Here is a 19,063-nt window from a genome sequence, read left to right on the forward strand (position 1 = left end):
AGTCATTGATCGCGCAAAGTATGTCGATCAATATAAAACAAGGTTTAGCGACGCTTCGGAGGGAAGAATGGATCCGGCCTTGACAACGGGTGTGCCGCCAACTGAAGCCTTCGGCCACGTCCGCATCATAATAGGCATGATCCTGGGCCTCTGCGTTTCACGCCTTTTGACTGGATTGGCGCGCTTTATCCAGCATCCCGGCAAGCAGAAAATTTATCCGGTCCATCTGGCTTGGGGTGGCTTCATCCTGCTTTCTGTCATTCATTTCTGGTGGTTCGAGTTTAGCTTGCGAACCATTCCGCTGTGGACGTTCGAGAAATATCTCTTTGTGATTTTCTATGCCGGTCTGTATTTCCTGCTCAGCACGTTGCTCTTCCCTGACAGTATGGAGGAATACACCGGTTATCGCGATTATTTCATCTCCCGGCGCAAGTGGTTTTTCGGCATTCTGGCGTTGGTTTATGTGGCGGATTTCATTGATACGTTACTGAAAGGAGCCGATCATTATCGGGTCTATGGGATCGAGTACCCGATTCAAGTCGCCTGTTTCATCCTGTTCAGTCTGATCGCGGCGTTCTGGGGGAACCGGCGCTATCATGCGGTTTTCTCTGTTGTTGCGCTGATTTACCAGATTACCTTCACACTGCGCCACTTCGCGACCCTGAGCTGACCGCCGCATGTCTCACGGAAGTGAAACCGCTCTACGACCGCTTTTCTGCATTGCGTCGGGTTTCGGCGTCCACGATTTCGCGAAACTGGCGTAGCAGAGGATGGCGTGACGTCTGCTTCACACCGTAGTCGAGATTGAACGCATAATCGAAATCCGGCGGGTTGAGACCAATATTATGCTGCATCATGGTTTCGAGCTTGTCGAAGCCCTTGGCAAAAATCGCTTCTCGCGAGTTGCCTTCGCTGTAATCCGTCCAAAGCTCCATAATTTCCGCGCGTAGATCGTCCGGCAGCGGAGCGCAAAGCGTCATGAGGTCAGCTTTCTCGCGCTCGGCTCGCCCATCGTCGGTAGATTGATAGATGGCAGGCACATCGCCGGAAATAGCCTCGCCCAAATCATGGATGATGCACATCTTTATGAGTTTCAGCCGGTCGCAGTCGCCCAACTCACGATCCAACAGCGTAACGAGAAGGCATAGCCGCCAGCTATGTTCGGCTGTGCTTTCCGGTCGGCCCTGAGAAGTATGGCCCGAACGTAAAGTACTTTTCAGCCGCTCTGCATGCTGGATAAACTGGATTATGCCGCCAAGCCGGACCGGATCAATCGGGTATTCCGTTTCTGCGCTCATGGTGGTCTCCTGATTTATCTACATGAATCAATAGATATAATTGCAATTTTAACGGTTTGTTTGCCATGATGAATACTAATCTGGATTAGAGTGCATCTAGCGAAGTGTGAAACGGCTTTCGGAAAAGATGGGCTTTAAAATCAATAGTTAGAGCGCCGATCTGATCCAGTCAGATAGGAATGCGGGACGGAGCAATGGTGGAACGGGACGGAGAGAGGAGACGTGTGGTGGCACGCCCACTTCTGGCTTATGCGCCGGAATTCCTCAAGCATGCGCCATCCGTTCAAACGACCGAATACAATGACGAAGAGCGCGCGCATCAGAGGCGCCGCGAGGAGTTGCTCCGCCGTAAACGGGATTTATTAGCCGCCGAAACGGGCGAGCCTATTGATCCGAAGACCGATATGCAGGGCCGGATGAATGCCGTGCGGGAGGCGCTGCAAGCCAATCTTGGCGCCTCGACCGAGGAACCATCCGCGCCGGAACCATCCGCATTGACCTCCGTCCCGAAACTCGAAAAGCCGGTAGGACTACCGCGCCGCAGGCGTCGATGGGGGCTGTTGGCCGGTTTCACGTTGCTGGGCGGCATTATTGGAACCACATATGCTCTTCTGGAGCCATCCCAATATCGGGCAACGGCATCCTTGCAGGTTTTTCCGCCGGAGCGACGCAGCGAAATTGCCTCGAATGCAGTTCTCAAGCGCGCCGCACAGATAGCGCGCATCGAGCGTCAAGCCGATCTTGGCGCTCCCTCATTTCTGGAGGAATTGCGCTCTCGCTTGACCCGATTGCTGCCCGAAGAGCAGCAATCCCCGGACTTGATCGGGCACCAAAAAATGTCGGGTGCGCAATTGCTGCGCCAGCGTCTCGATTTCACGCAGGCGCTTGACAGCGGTACGGTGAATGTCGAGGCCACGGCTGACAGGCCGGAAACGGCGGCACTTTTGGCCAATGCCGTTGCACGCGCGTTTCGCGACCATCTGCAAGGCAGTGCGGAGTTGAATGGGTCAGGCGATCTTCCGGCGCGCCTGCAAAGTCTGGAGGCCGATGCCGAAGCGGCACGGCAGGCGGCAACAGCTTTTCGTCTCAGCCGGGATTTTGGCGATGACGATAACAAAGTCGCGCTTCAGCGCGAATTCGCTGACAGCAAGGCCGAGACAGCGCGCATCGCAGCGGAGGCCAATAGCCTGAACGGTGCGACCGCCGAGAGCCTAGCCAGGAATGGCGTTCCTGAAGCTATGCGGTCTGGCGCGTTGGGTTCCCTGGTAGAGCGTTATCGCGCCGCAGGGCAGGGGGCGGAAGCGAACCAGATTGAGGCGGAGATCGACAAGGAGATTTCCAGCCAACGTAGCCTGTTACAAGCCGATCTTAAGAATGCGGTCGAACGAGAGCAAAAGGCTGCGGCCGCCATTGCCGGTTTCGGTTCAACGCCTGCTACGGAGGAAGACAGAGCCCGCCTGCAGATGCTGGAACGCGATGCCGCGGCAAAGCGGGCACTGTTCGAGGATTTGCAGATGCGCGCGGCACGGGGCGAACCTGCTTCGGCAGGGGCTGCTGCCACAGTGCGGGTGGTTACGCCTGCCATCGCCGAACCGAACTCACGCAATCCTCTCCCGCAGATGATTATCGCGCTCGGATTGTTGGGCGGTTTTGTAGTTGGTCTTTTTTCAATGATGCTGGCCAGTCGCAAGCCCCGTCCGTTGGTCAAGAATGAAGCCGAGCCGGAAGATGTTCTGGAACCCTATGGCGAAACCCGGCTGGCTGCTGTTATCCGCGAAGCCAATGCGCGATGGGAAGCCGAGAATGAAGGTGCCGTCCGCACCATGGAAAATACCGCCCTCGGTCGCGCCATTGATGACGTGCGCTCGTCCCGTATTGCGAAGCCGTAGCCTGTACGGGCAGAGCTTTGCGTTCTGAAACTTCATAAAATCCTGCATTGTCGCGCATTCGCCAATTGTCATCGGGCCTCATGACGCTTATGGGCATGTGTACGAAAAAGATGTCGTGTATCTCCCAGACACTTCAAGTTCGATATCACAAAAGAACGGAGCGCTCGCTATGGCTCAATTGATTGATGGCAAGAAGCTCGCCGAGGATGTGGTTTCCACGGTGAAGCGCGAGACAGAAAAGCTCGTGGCTGCAACTGGCGTTGTGCCTGGTATCGCGGTGGTTATTGTCGGCGAAGACCCGGCAAGCCAGGTCTATGTCGCTTCCAAAAGCAAGAAGGCCAAGGAATGCGGCTTTCACTCCGTTCAGCACGATCTGCCGGAAATGGCCTCGGAGCAGGAGCTTCTCGACCTGATAGAGGGCTTGAACAACGATCCAGCAATTCACGGCATTCTGGTGCAGTTGCCGCTACCGAAGCATATTGACTCGGGCCGGGTAATCCAGACCATTTCACCTGACAAGGATGTGGACGGCTTTCACTTTATCAATGTCGGCAAGCTTGGCACCGGTGAACTTGAAACGGCCTTCGTCCCTTGTACGCCAGCGGGTGCAATGATTATGATCGACCGTGTCCATGGTCGCGATCTTTCAGGGCTTAATGCCGTTGTAATTGGGCGCTCCAACATTGTTGGCAAGCCGATGTTCAATCTTCTGCTCGCTGCCAACGCCACGGTTACGGTTGCGCACAGCCGCACGAAAGACCTGCCCGCAATTGCCCGCATGGCGGATATTCTGGTGGCGGCGGTCGGGCGTCCGCGGATGGTCAAGGGTGATTGGGTCAAGCCGGGTGCGACAGTAATCGACGTTGGTATCAATCGCATTCCGGCACCGGAACGCGGCGAAGGCAAGACGCGACTGGTCGGCGATGTCGATTTCGTGGAAGCGGAAAAAGTTGCCGGAGCGATCACGCCGGTTCCGGGCGGTGTCGGTCCGATGACCATCGCAATGCTGATGGCGAATACGCTTACTTCGGCTTGCCGCACTGCTGGCGTGAAAAAGCCAGTTTTTTGACACAATTGAACTGCGTTTTTCGTGCAGTTTCATACAGGTTTTTATGGTTTGAGAGGCAAAACAGCCGAAATCGCTGCTTTGCCTTAATTTCTTTCGTGTGTTTTCAGAACACTGAGGCGCCTTCGTCGGCCCGTCCAGCAATCTGGCGGAAAGCACGGAACAATTCACGCCCCATGCCATGCTCGTTGCCGGAAAGATCGGGACGGTCTTCGCCGCGATCATTCAGCAAGGCCACATTGACCAGAACTTCCAGAGTGCCGTTCACGGCATCCAGACGAATGAAATCGCCGTCGCGGATTTTTCCGATGACGCCACCATCAAGCGCTTCCGGCGTGACGTGGATGGCAGACGGAACCTTGCCCGACGCACCGGACAGACGACCGTCGGTGACGAGAGCGACGCGCTGGCCACGATCCTGCAGTATGCCCAGAACCGTCATCAGCTTATGCAACTCCGGCATGCCATTGGCTTTCGGGCCCTGATAGCGCACCACGGCGATAAAATCGCCGGTCAGCTCGCCAGCCTTGAACGCGGCCTGCATTTGCGCCTGATCGTTGAAAACCTTGGCGGGGGCCTCAATGATCTGGCGCTCCGGCTTCACGGCGGAAACCTTGATGATCGCATTGCCGATATTGCCGGTCAGAACCTTGAGGCCGCCGGTTGGCTGGAATGGCGCATGAATCTTGGCCAGAACCTTTTCGTCGCCGCTTTTTTCCGGCACCGGCTCACGCACGACATTGCCGTCGGCGCCAAGCTTCGGTTCGATGGCATAAGGACGCAGGCCTTCGCCCCATACAGTGCGCACATCCTCATGCAGAATGCCGCCATCGAGCAATTCGCGGATGAGGAAGCCCATGCCGCCAGCAGCGTGGAAGTGGTTCACATCCGCAAGGCCGTTGGGATAGACGCGGGCCAGCAGTGGCACCGCATCCGAAATTTCCGAAATATCGTGCCATGTCAGCTTGATGCCGGCGGCAGCCGCCATGGCGATGAGATGGATGGTGTGGTTGGTGGAGCCCCCGGTGGCATTGAGGCCAATGACGCCATTGACGAAGGATCGCTCGTCCAGCATTTCGCCGACCGGCGTATATTCGTTGCCGCAGGCGGTGATCGCCAGCGCGCGCTTGGCGGCTTCGCGGGTCAAGGCGTCGCGCAGCGGCGTGCCCGGATTGATGAAGGACGCGCCCGGCAGATGCAGGCCCATGATTTCCATAAGCATCTGGTTGGAATTGGCCGTGCCGTAGAAAGTGCAGGTGCCGGGACCGTGATAGGACTTCGATTCCGATTCCAGAAGTTCGGCACGCCCGACCTTGCCTTCGGCATAAAGCTGGCGGGTCTTGGCCTTTTCGTCGTTGGGCAGGCCGCTGGTCATCGGCCCGGCAGGTACGAACACGGCGGGCAGGTGGCCGAAGGTCAGCGCACCGATGATAAGGCCAGGCACAATCTTGTCGCAGACGCCAAGATAGACTGCCGCATCGAACATATCGTGCGACAGACCGACGGCGGTTGCCATAGCGATCACTTCGCGGGAGAACAGCGACAGTTCCATGCCCGCAAAACCCTGCGTGACGCCATCGCACATGGCAGGCACACCGCCCGCCACCTGCGCCACGCCACCCGCTTCGCGCGCGGCCTGCTTTATGAGCTGCGGGAAGGTTTCAAATGGCTGGTGCGCCGACAGCATGTCGTTATAGGCAGTGATGATGCCAAGGTTGGGAATTTCGTCACCAATCAGAGCCGCCTTGTCGTGCGGGCCACATGCAGCGAAACCATGCGCGAGATTGGCACAGCCCAAAACGGCGCGCTTGGGCTTGTTGGACGAAGCTTCCCGCACACGGCCAAGATAGGCTTCGCGCGTTGGCTTGGACCGTTCGCGAATGCGCGCGGTGATTTCCTGAATGCGTTTATGTGCCGTCTCGGTGGGCATGGGTATCACCTGTGCCAATCTGGCTTGAATTGAATTTAACTCGTCCAGTAGAGCTGGATCGGTGTGCGCGCATGATGGAAGACAGCCCGCACGGGCATTTCATTCTCGTCGTCACCGGACAGCGCTTTTTCCAGCGTTGCCTGCTTGGCAGCGCCTTCGATATGCAGCACCAGCATATCGGCTTCGGCAACGATGGGAAGGGTCAGGGTCAGGCGTTTTTCGCCAGCGCCCTCGGCATGGATCGGCAGTACGAGCGCCTTTGTCTCCGGGTTGATCGCCTGATCGAGCCGGTCGGCGCCCGGAAAGAAGGAAGCGGTATGACCGTCATTACCCATGCCGAGCACCACCACGTCAAAAGGACGACGCAACGCATCGATGCGGCTGGCAGCAGCAAGCGCCGCTGTTTCGACCGTTGCCGCCGGGTTGTAAAGGCCGACGAACTTGGCCACACCCGCATGATCGCGCAAAAGATGCTCACGCACCAGCTTTTCGTTGGACCGGTCGCTTTCGACGGGAACGAAACGCTCATCCACAAGGGTGATCGTAACGAGGTTCCAGTCAATCATCTTGCGGGAAAGCACTTCAAAAAGCCTCAGCGGCGTGGTGCCACCGGATACGGCAAGCGTCGCCTGCCCCCGTTCAGCAATGGCGGCATTCAGCTTGTTCGCAATGGCTTCCGACAGTGCCTGCGCCAGTTCCGTTCCGCTGGCAAAATCGTGCCGTTCAATGCTCATTCCGTTCCTTTCCAAAGCAGTAACTGAAACGCTCGGCTCCAGTGTCACAGGCTTTCGTGCCATGTGCGTCCGTCACGCTCGATGAGCGCGATGGAGGACGATGGGCCCCATGTTCCCGCTGTGTAGCCTTGCACCGGCTGGCTGTTCAACTCCCATCCCTGAAGGATCGGATCGACCCAGCGCCATGCTGCCTCGACTTCGTCACGCCGCATGAACAGAGTCTGGTTACCGCGAACGACATCCATGATGAGGCGTTCATAGGCATCAGGATTACGCTCGCTGAACGACTGGGCGAAGCTCATATCCAGCGGCACGTGACGCAGGCGCATGCCGCCGGGGCCTGGGTCCTTGATCATAAGCCACTGCTTAACGCCTTCGTCCGGCTGTAACCGGATGACGAGCTGATTGGCCATCACCTTGCCAGCGCTTTCGCCGAAGATGGAATGCGGGATCGGTTTGAAAGTAACAACAATTTCCGAAACGCGCGTGGCGAGCCGTTTGCCGGTGCGCAGATAAAACGGCACACCAGCCCAACGCCAGTTGGCGATTTCAGCCTTCAGCGCCACGAAGGTTTCGGTATTGCTGCTTTCGCTTTCCAGATCTTCCAGATAGCCGCGCACCGGACCGCCTGCGGAAGCACCGGCGCGATACTGGCCGCGTACTGTCATGTCCTCTACATTGAGAGCGGTAATCGGCTTCAGTGAGCGGAGAACTTTGACCTTTTCGTCATGGACGGCGTCCGCTTCGATTGACGACGGCGGCTCCATCGCAACGAGGCAAAGAAGCTGGAGAATATGGTTCTGCACCATGTCACGCAGGGCGCCCGCCTTGTCGTAATAGCCCGCGCGCCCTTCCAGGCCGACGGCTTCTGCAACGGTGATCTGCACATGGTCGATATGGGCGGAATTCCACAGAGGTTCATAAAGCGCGTTGGCAAAACGCAGCGCCATCAGGTTCTGGACGGTTTCCTTGCCGAGATAATGGTCGATGCGGAAAATCTGATCTTCGCGGAAAACGCTGCCCAGCGTATCATTAAGCGCCATGGCGGTTTCGAGATCGCGACCGATCGGCTTTTCCACGATGATGCGCGTATCACGGGTGATCAGGCCATGGGTCTTCAGGCGCGTGGCGATATCGCCGAAGAGCGTCGGGCCGACAGCGAGATAGAAAGCGCGAATCTTTTCCGGCTTCTTGCCGATCAGAGTCTTGAGCGCATCCCAGCCCTCATCGGACTTGGCGTCGACAGCTACATAGCTGAGGCGGGCGAGAAACTTTTCGATTTCCTTCTCGTCAACTTCCGTAGCCTTCACATGTTCATGAATGGCATCTCGTGCGAACTGCCGATATTCGTCATCAGTCATGACGCTGCGCGATGCGCCGATGATGCGCGTCGGGTCGGTGAGCTGGCCTGCACGCTGACGCTGATATAGCGCCGGAATGAGCTTGCGTTCGGCAAGATCGCCCGAACCACCGAACACGATGCAGTCGAAGGGCTCTACCGGAATTGTCTGGCTGGTCATATATCGCTCTCTTCTCTTATTGCGCAAATCAGTGTGCTTGGGGGAAGCATGCTATTTTCACGCAGGTCTTGTCTATTATCTAATCGATTTAAATTCAACCGTCGTGATGCCGTTATCGCGCGAAATTGAAGGTGCACTGCCATAATTGACGGATTAACGGGTTGTGCATACATGACATGTTCATTTTGGTTCAGGCTCTTAACGCCATATTGAAACAAATAATCTGGATTCAAGTGATTGCACTTTACTGGAAATGCTCAAAAGGAGAATGACATGAAGAGGCTGCAGGATAAGGTCGCAATCATCACTGGTGCCGGTTCGGGCTTCGGATCAGGCATGGCGCGCCGATTTGCAGCCGAAGGCGCAAAGGTTATCCTCGCCGATGTGAACGTAAAGCGTGTTGAGGACGAGCTTGCCGATATCGGCGTGAACGCCCTGTCCGTGCAGGTGGATGTTTCGCGAAAGGACGATATCGAGCGCGTGGCGCGCACGGCCTTTGAAGCGTTTGGCCGCATCGACATTATGGTCAACAATGCCGGTTTCACCCATCGCAATATGCCACTGACGGACGTGGACGAGCATAATTTCGATTTGATCGCGTCCGTGAATATGAAGGCACTTTATTACTCGACACAGATCGTCGTGCCGATCATGGAACATCAGGGCGGAGGCGTTATCATCAATACGGCCTCGGCGACCGCATTGCGTCCGCGCAAGGGCCTTGTCTGGTACAGCGCATCCAAGGGATGGATCATCAGCGCAACCAAGGCGATGGCACTTGAGCTTGCGGACAAGAATATCCGGGTGAACTGTATCTGCCCGGCTGAAAGCGACAGTGAGGCACTGAAACTGTTTCTGGCGGAAGATACGCCGGAGGCACGTGCAGCGCTTAAGGCTACCATTCCTCTTGATCGGTTTTCGACGCCGGAAGATGTGGCTGAAGCCGCGCTCTGGCTGGCCTCGGATGCCGCTTCCATGGTGACGGGGACGGCGCTTAATATTGACGGCGGCTACTCAATTTAACCATCTGCTTCGGCAAGGAAGTCATCAAAAATGGCTTCCAGCCGCCTGTGCCTCTCAGTGGCCATAAGCTTTCCGGTCTTCGTTTTGAAGCCGGAGGTGAGGCCAAACAGTTTGGTGCGGAAATGATCGAGCGCGAAACGCTTGTCGTCCAGCGGGCGATTGTCGGCCTGCGGGTCGCGCCAGTCGTAAAGCGCGCTGCCCATCCGGCCAGCAATGTAGAAACACCGGGCTGCGCCGATTACTCCGATTGCATCGAGCCGGTCGGCATCCTGCAATATCTTCGCTTCTGTCGTGACAGGTTCGATATTGGCCGAAAAACTGTGCGCTTCGATGGCATGGGCGACAAGGCCGATGCGTACTTCATCCCAGCCAAGATTGCGCAGTAGCGTGGTCGCCTTTTCCGCCGCCAGACGCGAAGCACGGTTTCGGTCGGGCGAGTTCTTCTCGACGCTCACGCAGTCATGCAGCAGTGCTGCGGCGCAAAGTACTTCGGCGTCACCACCTTCCAGGCGCTGGATCGCAGCGGCGTTTTTCCAGACGCGGGCAAGATGGGACAGATCGTGCGATCCGTCCTCGCCATGTTCGAGCGCGTGGGGCAGTAACCTTTCGGCAAGTGCTTCAAAAGGCGCGAAGATATATGCTGTCATTGTGGTCTGCCGTGGGGCCTAGGATTCGGGATATGACAGAAATTACGGGTTCTTGCGCAGGACGGTCCAGTTATAAAATGCGCCGAGAGCCATGATCAGGCATGTGCCGAGAAACACGGAGCGCATGCCGAAGTGACCGCCTACAAAGCCGCCAGCGACGGGGCCCGCAACCTGTCCGATATATTGAGCCGAGACAGAATAACCCAGAACGCCGCCCGCCACGTGGTCGGGCACATTGTGCCGGATGACGCTGGTGATGCAGGGCAACAATCCGCCCAGCGCCAGGCCCATCAGAAAACGCAGGCCGATCAACTGCCAGGCTTCCGTCACGAAAGCCTGCGGGATCAAAAGCAGTGCAGCCACGGACAGCGCCCCGATGATGACGCGCGTATGGCCGATGCGGTCGGCAAGGCGGCCCAGCCGCGAGGATGACATAATGCTGCCGAGCGCCGCAGCAGCCATCACCACGCCGGAAATCAGAGTCACTTTCGTCTGATCGTCCATCAACTGGATTACGTAGACCGTAATGATCGGCTCGATCGACATGTTGGCGAAAAGGAGCAGCATGCCCGTCACCAGCATGGCGATGACCGGCTTTCTGTCGGGGATCGCAGCCCATATGGATTCCGCCTTCTGCTCCTTGGTCGGCTTGGGCGGCTTGCGTTCTTCACGGATCAGGAAGGTCGTGGCCAGAAATGTGAGGAAAATCACACCGCCAGCCAGCCAGAAGGTTGCGCGGATGCCGATCAGTGGCGGCAAGGCGCCGCCGAGCAATGGGCCTGCCAGATTGCCCGCCATGATGCCGGCCGAAAGCGCGCCCAGCGCCCAGCCGGTCTTTTCCTTTGGCGTCTGTGTGGCGACAAGGATCATCGAGCCGGACGAATAGCCGCCCGCGATGCCCACGAACAGGCGTAACGCCACCAGTTGCCAGACGCTTGTCACCATGCCGATCAGAGACATGGCGATGGCCATGCCGAGGCTGGCGCGGATCAGCATCAGCTTGCGCCCGTATCGGTCGCCGAGCTTGCCCCACAGCGGCGCGACGAAGGCAGCGGCAAGAAAGGTCGCGCCGTAAGCGATGCCCGACCATTGCACAATGGCCGCATGATCGGTGACGCCCAATTGTTCCACGTAAAGCGGCAGAAATGGCAGAAGAAGCGACATGGCAATGAGCGTCGTAAAAGAGCCGATGAGGCAGATCAGCAGGTTCTGCTTCCAGTAGCGCTCGTGGTTTTCTTCGACGATCACATTTTCCGGGCTGACTGCGGCAGTTTCGCTTGCAGCGGCTTGGGCGGTGCTCATGACATTTCTCGCGATTGCAATGTATTCCATTTTGGGATACCAAAACGGTATGCATGAATGCGCCTGTTGATGAGGCTTGTCAATTGCAGTGCCGATCGAAAGTGGAGAATTATGCCAATGTCACAGATGAGGCAGGTTGAAACGCAGCTTCGCGACATGATCCTCGGTCTGGAACTGGGGCCGGGCGAACGTTTGACCGAGCGCTGGATCGAGGCGCAGTTTGAAGCCTCGCGCACGCCGATCCGAGCAGCGCTTTTGCGGCTGGAAGCGGAAGGGCTGATCTGCCGCGAAGGGCGTGGCTGGACGGTCTCACCGATCAACCTCAGCGAAATCGAGCAGATCGGCGTCTATCGTGAAGCACTGGAAATTGCGGCGTTAAAGCTAACATGCGCGCTGGAGGATCGCAGCGGCGTGGAGCTGATTTTAGCGATGCTGGAAAGCTGCGATGCGGATACCTCACGCGAGGAGTGGCACCGTATCGGTATGGATTTTCATATTGAACTGGCGCGACTGTCTGGTAACGAATTTCTCAGTCGCGGCGTGCGCGATGCTATGCAGCGTCTCTCACGGGCGCGCTGGCTGGAGGTGCGTGACGAGGCGGCGCTCGCGCGTGCATGGGGCGAACACCGCGCCATTCTCGACGCGGTGCGCGAAGGAAACACCGACAGGGCGACGGCGTTGATGAGTGCGCATCTGGACGGAAGCCGCAGCCGTCTCGTCAGCAATCTCCGCGAGGACCGACGCGGTCTCAAAGCGCGTGGCTTTGCTGTCATCAGCGCGTGACAAAGTCACCGCCATTCGGGCAGCTTATGGCCGTCTCGTGAATAGTATTGCGTACGCCCGTCACCGATACCGATATCCCGCAGGAGGTATTCCGGCGAATGTTCGGTAATGACGATATGGGTGGACTTGCGGGAGAACAGACGGGAAAACAGTGCCCTCCAGCCCTTTTCCGTTCTGTGGTTCATCGTGGGTGCTGTGGCGGTTGCGCAGGCAGAACCGAGGTTTTTCATGATCTCACCTATTCAGATACAGCGGCTGTGGGAGGCAGCTACTCGTTAAATTGTGCCTATAGGTATGCGCCTGAAAACCTTTGTTTTCCAATTGAACTTCGATTAGTATGCATAAGGAGGACTTATGCATAATGACGACACCGCTTCCCCCTTTATCGGCTATTCGCGTTTTTGAATCCGCCGCCCGCCATGCAAGTTTCACCCGCGCGGCGGAGGAATTGGGCATGACGCAGGCTGCGGTCAGCTATCAGGTCAAGATGTTGGAGGAGCGTGTGGGCGCGCCCTTGTTTCTGCGCATGCCGCGCCAGGTGGAACTGACCGAACTCGGCAAGCAGCTTGCGCCTGCGATCACGGAGGCGTTCGAGACGATGCGCAATGCCTTTGCCAGCCTGCGCGAGGATGCAGAGGGCACGCTGTCGATCAGCGTTCTTGCAACTTTTGCCGCCAATTGGCTGGCGCATCGGCTTGGCTCGTTCCAGATGCGGCATCCGTCACTCGCAGTCCGACTCGATACGTCCGACAGCTTGATCGACTTCGCGACGACCAATGTTGACATTGCGATCAGAAGCGGCTTCGGTAAATGGCCAGGCCTGGAAGCCCATGAGCTCATCAAGGCGAGGTTCACGCCGATGCTGAGTCCGGCTCTTGCCGCTACAATCGGTGGGGTAAAGGAACCTGCCGATCTGCTGCGGCTAAAGATAATCGACGCAAGCGATCCTTGGTGGCAAATCTGGTTCAAAACAGCCGGGATCGAAAATCCGCAATTGCAGGGCAACACCCAGAACCGGCTGGGCGCACAGCATATCGAAGGGCGGGCGACTGTTGCGGGGCAGGGTGTGGGCATTCTCACGCCTGCCTTCCATCAGATCGAGATCGCCACCGGCCAGCTTATCCAGCCTTTCGATATTCTTGGCACTGACGGGCGCGCTTATTGGCTCGTCTATCCCAAGTCCCGTCGCAACACGCCCAAGGTCCGCGCGTTCAGGGAATGGATACTGAGCGAGCTGGACTGAGCCTAGATGACAGGCAAGACAGCCTCGATCTTTTAATACAGCGCTCTGAACCCAGCTGCATAGATACTCAAGTGCGGCACGCTTTATCGTGCAAGCCAGAAGGCGGAAAAAAATTGTGCCGAATGTCACATTCGACATTGCTGTCTCGTCATGACTATCGAACCCCTTGAACCGAAAGGAACGATACCATGACCCCTCTGCTCAATCCGTTCGATGTTGCCCCTGCCACGATGAAACCCTGGATGAATGCCTCGATGACGATCGCATCCAGTTTGGAAGCCAGCCTGATCGAGCTTGTCAAAATCCGCTCCTCACAGATCAACGCCTGCGCCAATTGCATCAATATGCATACGCTTGAAGCGCGCTCTCTTGGCGAGACCGAACAACGCATCTATTTGTTGTCGGCATGGCGCGAAGCACCGTGTTACTCTGATCGCGAACGCGCCGCCCTGGGATGGGTCGAGGCGCTGACCCGTCTGTCGCAAGGCCACGATCTGGAAGAGGCCCGCACCGCCATGCAGGCGCAATTCACCGAGGAGGAGCAAGTGAACCTTACGCTGATGATCAACATCATCAATGGCTGGAACCGCCTGGCGGTTGGTTTTGGCCTTTGGTTCGAACCGGAAGCGAAGAAGCCCGCAGTAAAGGCGGGCGTCTGATGGCTGACATATCCTCGCAAGGTGATGCTGCCGAAAGCTTCGATCCGCTGCGCCCGAAACTGATCCGTGTTGCCTATCGCATGTTGGGCTCGGTCGCGGATGCCGAGGATATGGTGCAGGAGGCGTTCATCCGATGGATGAACGCCGACCGCAGTGAGGTGCGCGAACCGGAAGCCTTTCTGCGGCGCACCGTGACCCGTCTGTGCCTCGATTTTCTGAAATCCGGGCGCAATCAGCGCGAGACTTATTTCGGGCCGTGGATACCCGATCCGGTTGTCGAAGAGGAAACGGATGACGACGTCACCCTGCCGCTCATGCTCGCGCTGGAGCGTCTTTCGCCGCTGGAACGCGCCGCATTCCTGCTGCACGATGTTTTCGGGCTAGATTTCGACGAGATAGCCAAGACGATCCAGCGTGACACTGCGGCCTGCCGCCAGCTCGCTGCACGGGCACGCAAGCATGTGCGCGAGGAGCGCCCGCGTTTTCAGGTCGACAAGCAGCGCGGACTGGAACTGGCGCAGGCCTTTTTCACTGCATCACGCAGCGGCGATATGAAGAAGCTCGGTGCCATGCTCGCGGCGGATGTACATATGCAGGCAGATGGCGGCGGCAAGCGACCGGCATTCCCAAGGCCGGTGCTGGGATTCGACGATGTGATGTCGATCCACCAAAAACTGGCCGCATATTATGCGGGCAAGCAGTCGGAGCTTATCCGCATGGTCTATATCAACGGTTTGCCTGGCTTCATTACGCGTGAGGCGGACGGAGAAATCCAGACGACGGCGCTCGATATAGACAACGGCAAAATTGCCGGGATCTATGTGGTGCGCAATCCCGACAAGCTCAAGCATTTGCATTGAACGATGCCGCTTCCGCTTTCGAGAGACATGCTTCACCCGATCAGGTAGCGGCAGATGCCAGCCGCGCCAATGCCGATCAGCACGGTTGGCAGCATGGAAAAGCGCGTTGCGGCGAAGATCGTAATTGCAAGGGCGATCAAGTCCGCAGGCTTGTCCGAAACGAAATCGGGCGCGATGACCGAGATCAGGACACAGCCGGGCGCTGCTTCCATCACCGCCGTCGCACGCTTGCTTAGCGTACGGTTGCGCAGCAGCACATAGCCGCCGATGCGGGTGAGATAGGTGACGCTTGCCATCAAAACGATGGTCAGAACGGCTAATGGATCGATCATTCTTCACCTGCCAGCAGATAAGCTGCAACGAGACCGGACAAGGCACCGGCTGCGACATACCAGGCGCCAGGAACGATGAGATAGGTCAAGGCAGCCACCACAAGACTGACCAGCCAGGGGCGCGCCGCGGCGAAACCTTTCCACATGCCTGCCAGCAAAACCAGAAACACCGCCGGGAAAGCCATGTCGAAGCCATAGGGGCGCAGGTCGCCCATCATCGGGCCGAAGGCCGCGCCCAGCGTGGTGAAGACAACCCAGGCGAGATAGAAAGGAATGGCCACACCGGCATAGAAGGTGAGGCTCAGCGCTGGATTGACGCCTTTTGACTGCCGGCGCTTTGCATCGGCAAGGCCGAGCGCCCAACTTTCATCGCACATGAGAAACAGGCTTGCAAAAGCCTTGCGCTTGGGCAGATGGCGGATGAACGGCGCCAGAGCGGCGCCCATCAGCAGGTGGCGGCTGTTGACCAGAAAGGTGATTGCAACAATCAGGAGAATGTGCGGTGGCGAGGTCCAGAGCTGGATGGCTGCGAATTCCGATCCGCCCGCAAAATTCAGCCCGGTCATCATGGGGACTTCAATGACGCTGAGGCCCTTTTGTGCGGCCTGCGCGCCCAGAACCAGCGCATAGGGAATAATGCCAAGCAGAACCGGCAGACCGGCAGCGGCCCCGCGACGAAATTCCGAGCTTCGTCCGGATCTGCTTTTTTGAGGCGCATAGGCCTGTGAAATATCCATAAAATTCTCGCTAGAGCGAATAGGCTCTATCTGTTTGCTTTGCAGCTTTGTGATTCAGGTTCTCGGTCTCTTGCATGTCTGCTTGAGAAGTTTGGCGACTGTAGCCAATCTCTCAAGCAATTTGGTTGCGAATTAAGCCTATTTGCGCCAATATTTGGCATTCAATGCCAATAAGATTGGCATAAATGGAATCGAGAGCCAATGAAGCTGGATGAGATAGACAAACGGATTCTGCGTGTTCTGCAGCGCGACGGCCGTATCGCCAACAATGACCTCGCGCGCGAGGTCGGTCTCTCGCCCTCGCCATGCCTACGGCGGGTGAAGCTTCTGGAAGAAGCCGGCGTGATAGACCGCTATGTCGCGGTGCTGAACCCGGCCAAGGTCGGCAAGGGGCTGACTTTCTTCACCCGCATCCGGCTGGACCAACAAGATGAGGAAACACTTCAGACCTTCGCCAAGGAGATACTGAAGCTCCCGCAGGTGCTCGAATGCTATTTCATGCTCGGTGATTATGATGCGATGATCCGGGTGGTTGCGGCGGATATCGAGGATTACCGCCGCTTCCAGTCTGAATATCTGAGCCGGATTAGGGGCGTTCAGAACCTGAAGACCGATGTGCCAAGCCAGACGGTCAAGCAAACCTCCGAAATGCCTCTATAGCGTTCGCCGAAGGGTGGGGTTTATGCAGCCTTCTCTCTGGCCGCCACTGGTTGGGCGCGTTTCAGTTCCTCGTTGACCCGATCTGCCAGCTCGAAGAAGCGCTGGCGCACCTGTAGGGCATAGGGATTGGCATGTTCGATGGCCTGAAACACTTCCGGCGCGTCGTGGCGAACCATGCTGACCGCCCGCATCAAAAGGTCGAAGCTTTTCGTTGTCATGCGGGCGGGAAGGGGTTCCATCTGTACCAGAACCTTGGCGATCAGATGCGTGAGGCCCTGTACCATTGCCGCCTCACGGTCATGGTCTTCCGGTGTGGTGACTATGACATCGAGCGCAAGGTGCTTTTTCAGGAAGGCTGCAACGCGGTGGAACCGTCTGCCGCGCACAGAACAAACGGCGATTTTCAGACCGGTGATGCCGTCGCGTGCACTTTGTGGACCGAAGAGGGGATGTGTGGCGACAATATCCACATGAGCCGGCAGACCACACCGCATGATATCGGCAGGCCCGACCTTGACGGAGCCGACATCAAGAACAAGAGCACCGGGGATTAGATGCGGCGCGATCATTTCCACCACACGATCAAGAGTTGCGACCGGCGTTGCCAGGATAACGATCTCGCAGAGAGCGGCCTTTTCCATTGAGGTCAGGGTGACGCCATGTATCCGTGTCTTTTGAGGGGCCGCAGCACAATCGTAGGCATATAACTGGAAGTAAGGGTTCAGGTGACGGGCGATAAGCTGCCCGAATGCACCAAAGCCGATAATACCAATTTTGATATGCTGATTGTTATCGCGAGACATGGACTGACCTCTTTAGGGCCGCATGGCCAGAGGTGCTGTCCGTGAAACTCAACCGCTGGCAATGCAGCGGTTGAACTATGACAAAGCAAACCCGCCGCTATATGAGCGGGGCGTAATAAAACTGGGTGCTGATGAGCGCTTTGTTCATGCGGCTTAGCTATTCCTGCTCGTGTTGAATGTCAACACGCGGTTTATTTCAGGTAGGCGCGAACCACGTCCACGAGTTCCCCCGCACCTTCGTCGCGCTCCTTTTGTGGCAGCGCCCCATCAGCCACGTGCATCAGGATATGGTCTTCGATCACTTCCGCCATTAAGCCGTTGACCGCTCCGCGGACACCCGCGATCACCTGCATGACCTCCGCGCAGCCCTTCTCTTCCTCAAGCATCCGCTCCACGCCATCAAGCTGGCCGCGAATGCGGCGGACGCGATTGATGAGCTTCTGCTTTTCGCGGATGGTATGGGTCATGAGAGCCCTGGTCCTTCATGGCAATGTTGCAATTCTCAGGCGGTGCGCGCTTCCACCTCCACCGTCACATGCGACAAATCATGGATTACTGCAAGCTTGTTCCGGTAATAGGAGGGCGCCTGCGGCTGTTCCGCAAAGATCGAAACGATGGCGCCGTGATGCCCCGGCCCGAGTTGCCAGACATGCAGATCGACGATTTCCCCACCCTCGCGGCTGATGATCTCTGCTATCTCTCCCGGCAGGTCCTCATCCTCCGGCAGATAATCGAGCAGGGTGGAGCCAGTGTCCTTTATCAATCCCCATGACCAGTTTGCGATCACCAGCGCACCGACTATGCCGATTGCCGGATCGAGCCAGAGCCAGCCATAAAGGCCTCCCATCAGAAGTGCTGCAATGGCAAGCACCGATGTCAGGGCATCGGCGAGCACGTGTATATATGCTGCACGTAAATTCTGATCATGCACACCTGCATGATCATCGCCATGGCTATGGTCATGATGATGGCCGTGATGGTGGGAATGGTCGTCCCTGAGGAGCCAGGCGCAGACGAGGTTGACGATAAGCCCAATCACCGCAACCAGAATGGCTTCTTGAAAATTGATCTTCACCGGAGAGGTGATGCGCCAGAAGCTCTCCCAGCCGATAAGCAGCGCTATAAGCGCCAGAACAATAGCACTGGCAAAGCCTGCAAGATCGCCAAGCTTTCCTGTGCCGAATGTAAAACGCGAATTGTGCACGTGTTTGCGCGCATACAGATAGGCGAAAGCCGCAATCAGCATCGCCGCCGCATGTGTGGACATGTGCCAGCCATCGGCAGTGAGTGCCATGGAGCCGTAGAGGTTTCCGGCGGTAATCTCGATGACCATCATCGTCGCCGTGATGGCGATTACGATCCAGGTCCGCTTTTCATTGCGCTGGTGGTTTTCTCCCAGAAAGACATGGTCATGCCCGGAGATTGAATGACGTCCGGAATGCTCTGCATGTTGATGCGTGCTCATGGCTTCAGCCTCTCTTTTAGAATAGGTGGGTATACTATTTTGGAGTGCAAATCAATTCATACTTTCAAGGTCTGTGTTTAACCTCGATCAGCAGGAAAGCCGCTGACAGCGC

The 19,063-nt window shown here is 57.2% G+C and carries 21 protein-coding genes; 9 read left to right on the forward strand and 12 right to left on the reverse strand.

Annotation, left to right across the window (positions count from 1 at the left end; translation table 11 throughout):
* The first annotated feature begins 67 nt into the window (after nucleotides 1-67).
* Nucleotides 68-670, forward strand: coding sequence for a hypothetical protein (locus FJQ48_RS03985; protein ID WP_139973916.1), 603 nt, complete (start codon nucleotides 68-70; stop codon nucleotides 668-670).
* A 31-nt stretch (nucleotides 671-701) separates the two neighbouring features.
* Here the strand turns inward: FJQ48_RS03985 and FJQ48_RS03990 are convergent, their stop codons facing one another.
* Entirely contained in the window at nucleotides 702-1,298 is a 597-nt protein-coding gene (locus FJQ48_RS03990) for an HD domain-containing protein (RefSeq protein ID WP_139973917.1), read from the reverse strand.
* Nucleotides 1,299-1,525: 227 nt separating this feature from the next.
* Between FJQ48_RS03990 and FJQ48_RS03995 the strand changes: the two genes are divergently transcribed.
* Entirely contained in the window at nucleotides 1,526-3,187 is a 1,662-nt protein-coding gene (locus tag FJQ48_RS03995) for a GNVR domain-containing protein (protein ID WP_247870293.1), read from the forward strand.
* Nucleotides 3,188-3,356: 169 nt separating this feature from the next.
* Nucleotides 3,357-4,256: a bifunctional methylenetetrahydrofolate dehydrogenase/methenyltetrahydrofolate cyclohydrolase FolD gene (gene folD / locus FJQ48_RS04000; protein WP_139973919.1), complete on the forward strand. Its 900-nt coding sequence runs from the start codon at nucleotides 3,357-3,359 to the stop codon at nucleotides 4,254-4,256.
* Between the two features lie 103 nt (nucleotides 4,257-4,359).
* Here the strand turns inward: folD and edd are convergent, their stop codons facing one another.
* From edd to zwf, 3 genes are read right to left on the reverse strand one after another with little or no spacing between them, the layout of a single operon-like run.
* Entirely contained in the window at nucleotides 4,360-6,183 is a 1,824-nt protein-coding gene (edd, locus tag FJQ48_RS04005; RefSeq protein WP_139973920.1) for a phosphogluconate dehydratase, read from the reverse strand.
* Between the two features lie 35 nt (nucleotides 6,184-6,218).
* Complete coding sequence (gene pgl / locus FJQ48_RS04010; protein ID WP_139973921.1) at nucleotides 6,219-6,917, reverse strand: 6-phosphogluconolactonase; 699 nt, start codon at nucleotides 6,915-6,917, stop codon at nucleotides 6,219-6,221.
* Nucleotides 6,918-6,961: 44 nt separating this feature from the next.
* Nucleotides 6,962-8,437 carry a glucose-6-phosphate dehydrogenase gene (gene zwf / locus FJQ48_RS04015; RefSeq protein WP_139973922.1) on the reverse strand — a complete coding sequence of 492 codons (1,476 nt, stop codon included), beginning with the start codon at nucleotides 8,435-8,437 and terminating at the stop codon, nucleotides 6,962-6,964.
* 273 nt (nucleotides 8,438-8,710) lie between these two features.
* Here zwf and FJQ48_RS04020 point away from each other — a divergent pair, with 273 nt between their 5' ends.
* Entirely contained in the window at nucleotides 8,711-9,460 is a 750-nt protein-coding gene (locus tag FJQ48_RS04020; RefSeq protein ID WP_139973923.1) for an SDR family oxidoreductase, read from the forward strand.
* Here FJQ48_RS04020 and FJQ48_RS04025 read toward each other — a convergent pair.
* Both FJQ48_RS04025 and FJQ48_RS04030 read right to left on the reverse strand, forming a co-directional pair.
* Nucleotides 9,457-10,107 (reverse strand): HD domain-containing protein, encoded by a 651-nt coding sequence (locus tag FJQ48_RS04025; RefSeq protein WP_139973924.1) that lies wholly within the window; start codon nucleotides 10,105-10,107, stop codon nucleotides 9,457-9,459. The two genes, FJQ48_RS04020 and FJQ48_RS04025, sit on opposite strands and share 4 nt — an antisense overlap.
* Before the next feature lie 42 nt (nucleotides 10,108-10,149).
* A complete protein-coding gene (locus FJQ48_RS04030) occupies nucleotides 10,150-11,409 on the reverse strand; it encodes a multidrug efflux MFS transporter (protein WP_139973925.1) in 1,260 nt (419 codons plus the stop codon).
* A 117-nt stretch (nucleotides 11,410-11,526) separates the two neighbouring features.
* On the opposite strand from FJQ48_RS04030, the gene FJQ48_RS04035 reads away from it, so the two are divergent.
* The gene (locus tag FJQ48_RS04035; protein WP_139973926.1) at nucleotides 11,527-12,192 is read left to right on the forward strand and encodes a GntR family transcriptional regulator; all 666 of its coding nucleotides are present in this window, start codon (nucleotides 11,527-11,529) and stop codon (nucleotides 12,190-12,192) included.
* 5 nt (nucleotides 12,193-12,197) lie between these two features.
* Here the strand turns inward: FJQ48_RS04035 and FJQ48_RS04040 are convergent, their stop codons facing one another.
* Nucleotides 12,198-12,422 carry a hypothetical protein gene (locus FJQ48_RS04040; RefSeq protein ID WP_139973927.1) on the reverse strand — a complete coding sequence of 75 codons (225 nt, stop codon included), beginning with the start codon at nucleotides 12,420-12,422 and terminating at the stop codon, nucleotides 12,198-12,200.
* A gap of 131 nt (nucleotides 12,423-12,553) precedes the next feature.
* Between FJQ48_RS04040 and gcvA the strand changes: the two genes are divergently transcribed.
* From gcvA to FJQ48_RS04055, 3 genes are all read left to right on the forward strand, one after another.
* Nucleotides 12,554-13,435 carry a transcriptional regulator GcvA gene (gene gcvA, locus FJQ48_RS04045; protein ID WP_139973928.1) on the forward strand — a complete coding sequence of 294 codons (882 nt, stop codon included), beginning with the start codon at nucleotides 12,554-12,556 and terminating at the stop codon, nucleotides 13,433-13,435.
* A gap of 188 nt (nucleotides 13,436-13,623) precedes the next feature.
* Nucleotides 13,624-14,094: a carboxymuconolactone decarboxylase family protein gene (locus FJQ48_RS04050; protein ID WP_139973929.1), complete on the forward strand. Its 471-nt coding sequence runs from the start codon at nucleotides 13,624-13,626 to the stop codon at nucleotides 14,092-14,094.
* Complete coding sequence (locus tag FJQ48_RS04055; protein WP_139973930.1) at nucleotides 14,094-14,954, forward strand: sigma-70 family RNA polymerase sigma factor; 861 nt, start codon at nucleotides 14,094-14,096, stop codon at nucleotides 14,952-14,954. The genes FJQ48_RS04050 and FJQ48_RS04055 overlap by 1 nt, the downstream gene beginning before the upstream one ends.
* A 32-nt stretch (nucleotides 14,955-14,986) precedes the next feature.
* Here the strand turns inward: FJQ48_RS04055 and FJQ48_RS04060 are convergent, their stop codons facing one another.
* Together FJQ48_RS04060 and FJQ48_RS04065 are read right to left on the reverse strand one after the other, a co-directional pair.
* Nucleotides 14,987-15,286 carry an AzlD family protein gene (locus FJQ48_RS04060; RefSeq protein WP_139973931.1) on the reverse strand — a complete coding sequence of 100 codons (300 nt, stop codon included), beginning with the start codon at nucleotides 15,284-15,286 and terminating at the stop codon, nucleotides 14,987-14,989.
* Complete coding sequence (locus FJQ48_RS04065) at nucleotides 15,283-16,023, reverse strand: AzlC family ABC transporter permease (protein WP_139973932.1); 741 nt, start codon at nucleotides 16,021-16,023, stop codon at nucleotides 15,283-15,285. Before FJQ48_RS04065 ends, FJQ48_RS04060 begins: the two co-directional genes overlap by 4 nt.
* A 201-nt stretch (nucleotides 16,024-16,224) precedes the next feature.
* On the opposite strand from FJQ48_RS04065, the gene FJQ48_RS04070 reads away from it, so the two are divergent.
* Nucleotides 16,225-16,683, forward strand: coding sequence for an Lrp/AsnC family transcriptional regulator (locus FJQ48_RS04070; RefSeq protein ID WP_139973933.1), 459 nt, complete (start codon nucleotides 16,225-16,227; stop codon nucleotides 16,681-16,683).
* Nucleotides 16,684-16,703: 20 nt separating this feature from the next.
* On the opposite strand, the gene FJQ48_RS04075 is transcribed toward FJQ48_RS04070, so the two are convergent.
* The 3 genes from FJQ48_RS04075 to dmeF all read right to left on the reverse strand — a co-directional run bounded on the left by FJQ48_RS04075 (nucleotide 16,704) and on the right by dmeF (nucleotide 18,951).
* A complete protein-coding gene (locus tag FJQ48_RS04075) occupies nucleotides 16,704-17,486 on the reverse strand; it encodes a prephenate dehydrogenase (RefSeq protein ID WP_139973934.1) in 783 nt (260 codons plus the stop codon).
* A 191-nt stretch (nucleotides 17,487-17,677) separates the two neighbouring features.
* Nucleotides 17,678-17,953 (reverse strand): metal/formaldehyde-sensitive transcriptional repressor, encoded by a 276-nt coding sequence (locus tag FJQ48_RS04080; RefSeq protein WP_139973935.1) that lies wholly within the window; start codon nucleotides 17,951-17,953, stop codon nucleotides 17,678-17,680.
* Nucleotides 17,954-17,988: 35 nt separating this feature from the next.
* Nucleotides 17,989-18,951 (reverse strand): CDF family Co(II)/Ni(II) efflux transporter DmeF, encoded by a 963-nt coding sequence (dmeF, locus tag FJQ48_RS04085; RefSeq protein ID WP_139973936.1) that lies wholly within the window; start codon nucleotides 18,949-18,951, stop codon nucleotides 17,989-17,991.
* Between the last annotated feature and the right edge of the window lie 112 nt (nucleotides 18,952-19,063).

This window comes from Ochrobactrum sp. CGA5, assembly GCF_006345815.1.
Taxonomy (GTDB): domain Bacteria; phylum Pseudomonadota; class Alphaproteobacteria; order Rhizobiales; family Rhizobiaceae; genus Brucella.

What these genes read in the sequence shown, in the direction of transcription:
- FJQ48_RS03985 (WP_139973916.1), top strand. Translation starts at nt 68, where the DNA reads ATGGATCCGGCCTTGACAACGGGTGTGCCGCCAACTGAAGCCTTCGGC.
- FJQ48_RS03990 (WP_139973917.1), bottom strand. Translation starts at nt 1,298, where the DNA reads ATGAGCGCAGAAACGGAATACCCGATTGATCCGGTCCGGCTTGGCGGC.
- folD (WP_139973919.1), top strand. Translation starts at nt 3,357, where the DNA reads ATGGCTCAATTGATTGATGGCAAGAAGCTCGCCGAGGATGTGGTTTCC.
- edd (WP_139973920.1), bottom strand. Translation starts at nt 6,183, where the DNA reads ATGCCCACCGAGACGGCACATAAACGCATTCAGGAAATCACCGCGCGC.
- pgl (WP_139973921.1), bottom strand. Translation starts at nt 6,917, where the DNA reads ATGAGCATTGAACGGCACGATTTTGCCAGCGGAACGGAACTGGCGCAG.
- zwf (WP_139973922.1), bottom strand. Translation starts at nt 8,437, where the DNA reads ATGACCAGCCAGACAATTCCGGTAGAGCCCTTCGACTGCATCGTGTTC.
- FJQ48_RS04020 (WP_139973923.1), top strand. Translation starts at nt 8,711, where the DNA reads ATGAAGAGGCTGCAGGATAAGGTCGCAATCATCACTGGTGCCGGTTCG.
- FJQ48_RS04025 (WP_139973924.1), bottom strand. Translation starts at nt 10,107, where the DNA reads ATGACAGCATATATCTTCGCGCCTTTTGAAGCACTTGCCGAAAGGTTA.
- FJQ48_RS04030 (WP_139973925.1), bottom strand. Translation starts at nt 11,409, where the DNA reads ATGAGCACCGCCCAAGCCGCTGCAAGCGAAACTGCCGCAGTCAGCCCG.
- FJQ48_RS04035 (WP_139973926.1), top strand. Translation starts at nt 11,527, where the DNA reads ATGTCACAGATGAGGCAGGTTGAAACGCAGCTTCGCGACATGATCCTC.
- FJQ48_RS04040 (WP_139973927.1), bottom strand. Translation starts at nt 12,422, where the DNA reads ATGAAAAACCTCGGTTCTGCCTGCGCAACCGCCACAGCACCCACGATG.
- gcvA (WP_139973928.1), top strand. Translation starts at nt 12,554, where the DNA reads ATGACGACACCGCTTCCCCCTTTATCGGCTATTCGCGTTTTTGAATCC.
- FJQ48_RS04050 (WP_139973929.1), top strand. Translation starts at nt 13,624, where the DNA reads ATGACCCCTCTGCTCAATCCGTTCGATGTTGCCCCTGCCACGATGAAA.
- FJQ48_RS04055 (WP_139973930.1), top strand. Translation starts at nt 14,094, where the DNA reads ATGGCTGACATATCCTCGCAAGGTGATGCTGCCGAAAGCTTCGATCCG.
- FJQ48_RS04060 (WP_139973931.1), bottom strand. Translation starts at nt 15,286, where the DNA reads ATGATCGATCCATTAGCCGTTCTGACCATCGTTTTGATGGCAAGCGTC.
- FJQ48_RS04065 (WP_139973932.1), bottom strand. Translation starts at nt 16,023, where the DNA reads ATGGATATTTCACAGGCCTATGCGCCTCAAAAAAGCAGATCCGGACGA.
- FJQ48_RS04070 (WP_139973933.1), top strand. Translation starts at nt 16,225, where the DNA reads ATGAAGCTGGATGAGATAGACAAACGGATTCTGCGTGTTCTGCAGCGC.
- FJQ48_RS04075 (WP_139973934.1), bottom strand. Translation starts at nt 17,486, where the DNA reads ATGTCTCGCGATAACAATCAGCATATCAAAATTGGTATTATCGGCTTT.
- FJQ48_RS04080 (WP_139973935.1), bottom strand. Translation starts at nt 17,953, where the DNA reads ATGACCCATACCATCCGCGAAAAGCAGAAGCTCATCAATCGCGTCCGC.
- dmeF (WP_139973936.1), bottom strand. Translation starts at nt 18,951, where the DNA reads ATGAGCACGCATCAACATGCAGAGCATTCCGGACGTCATTCAATCTCC.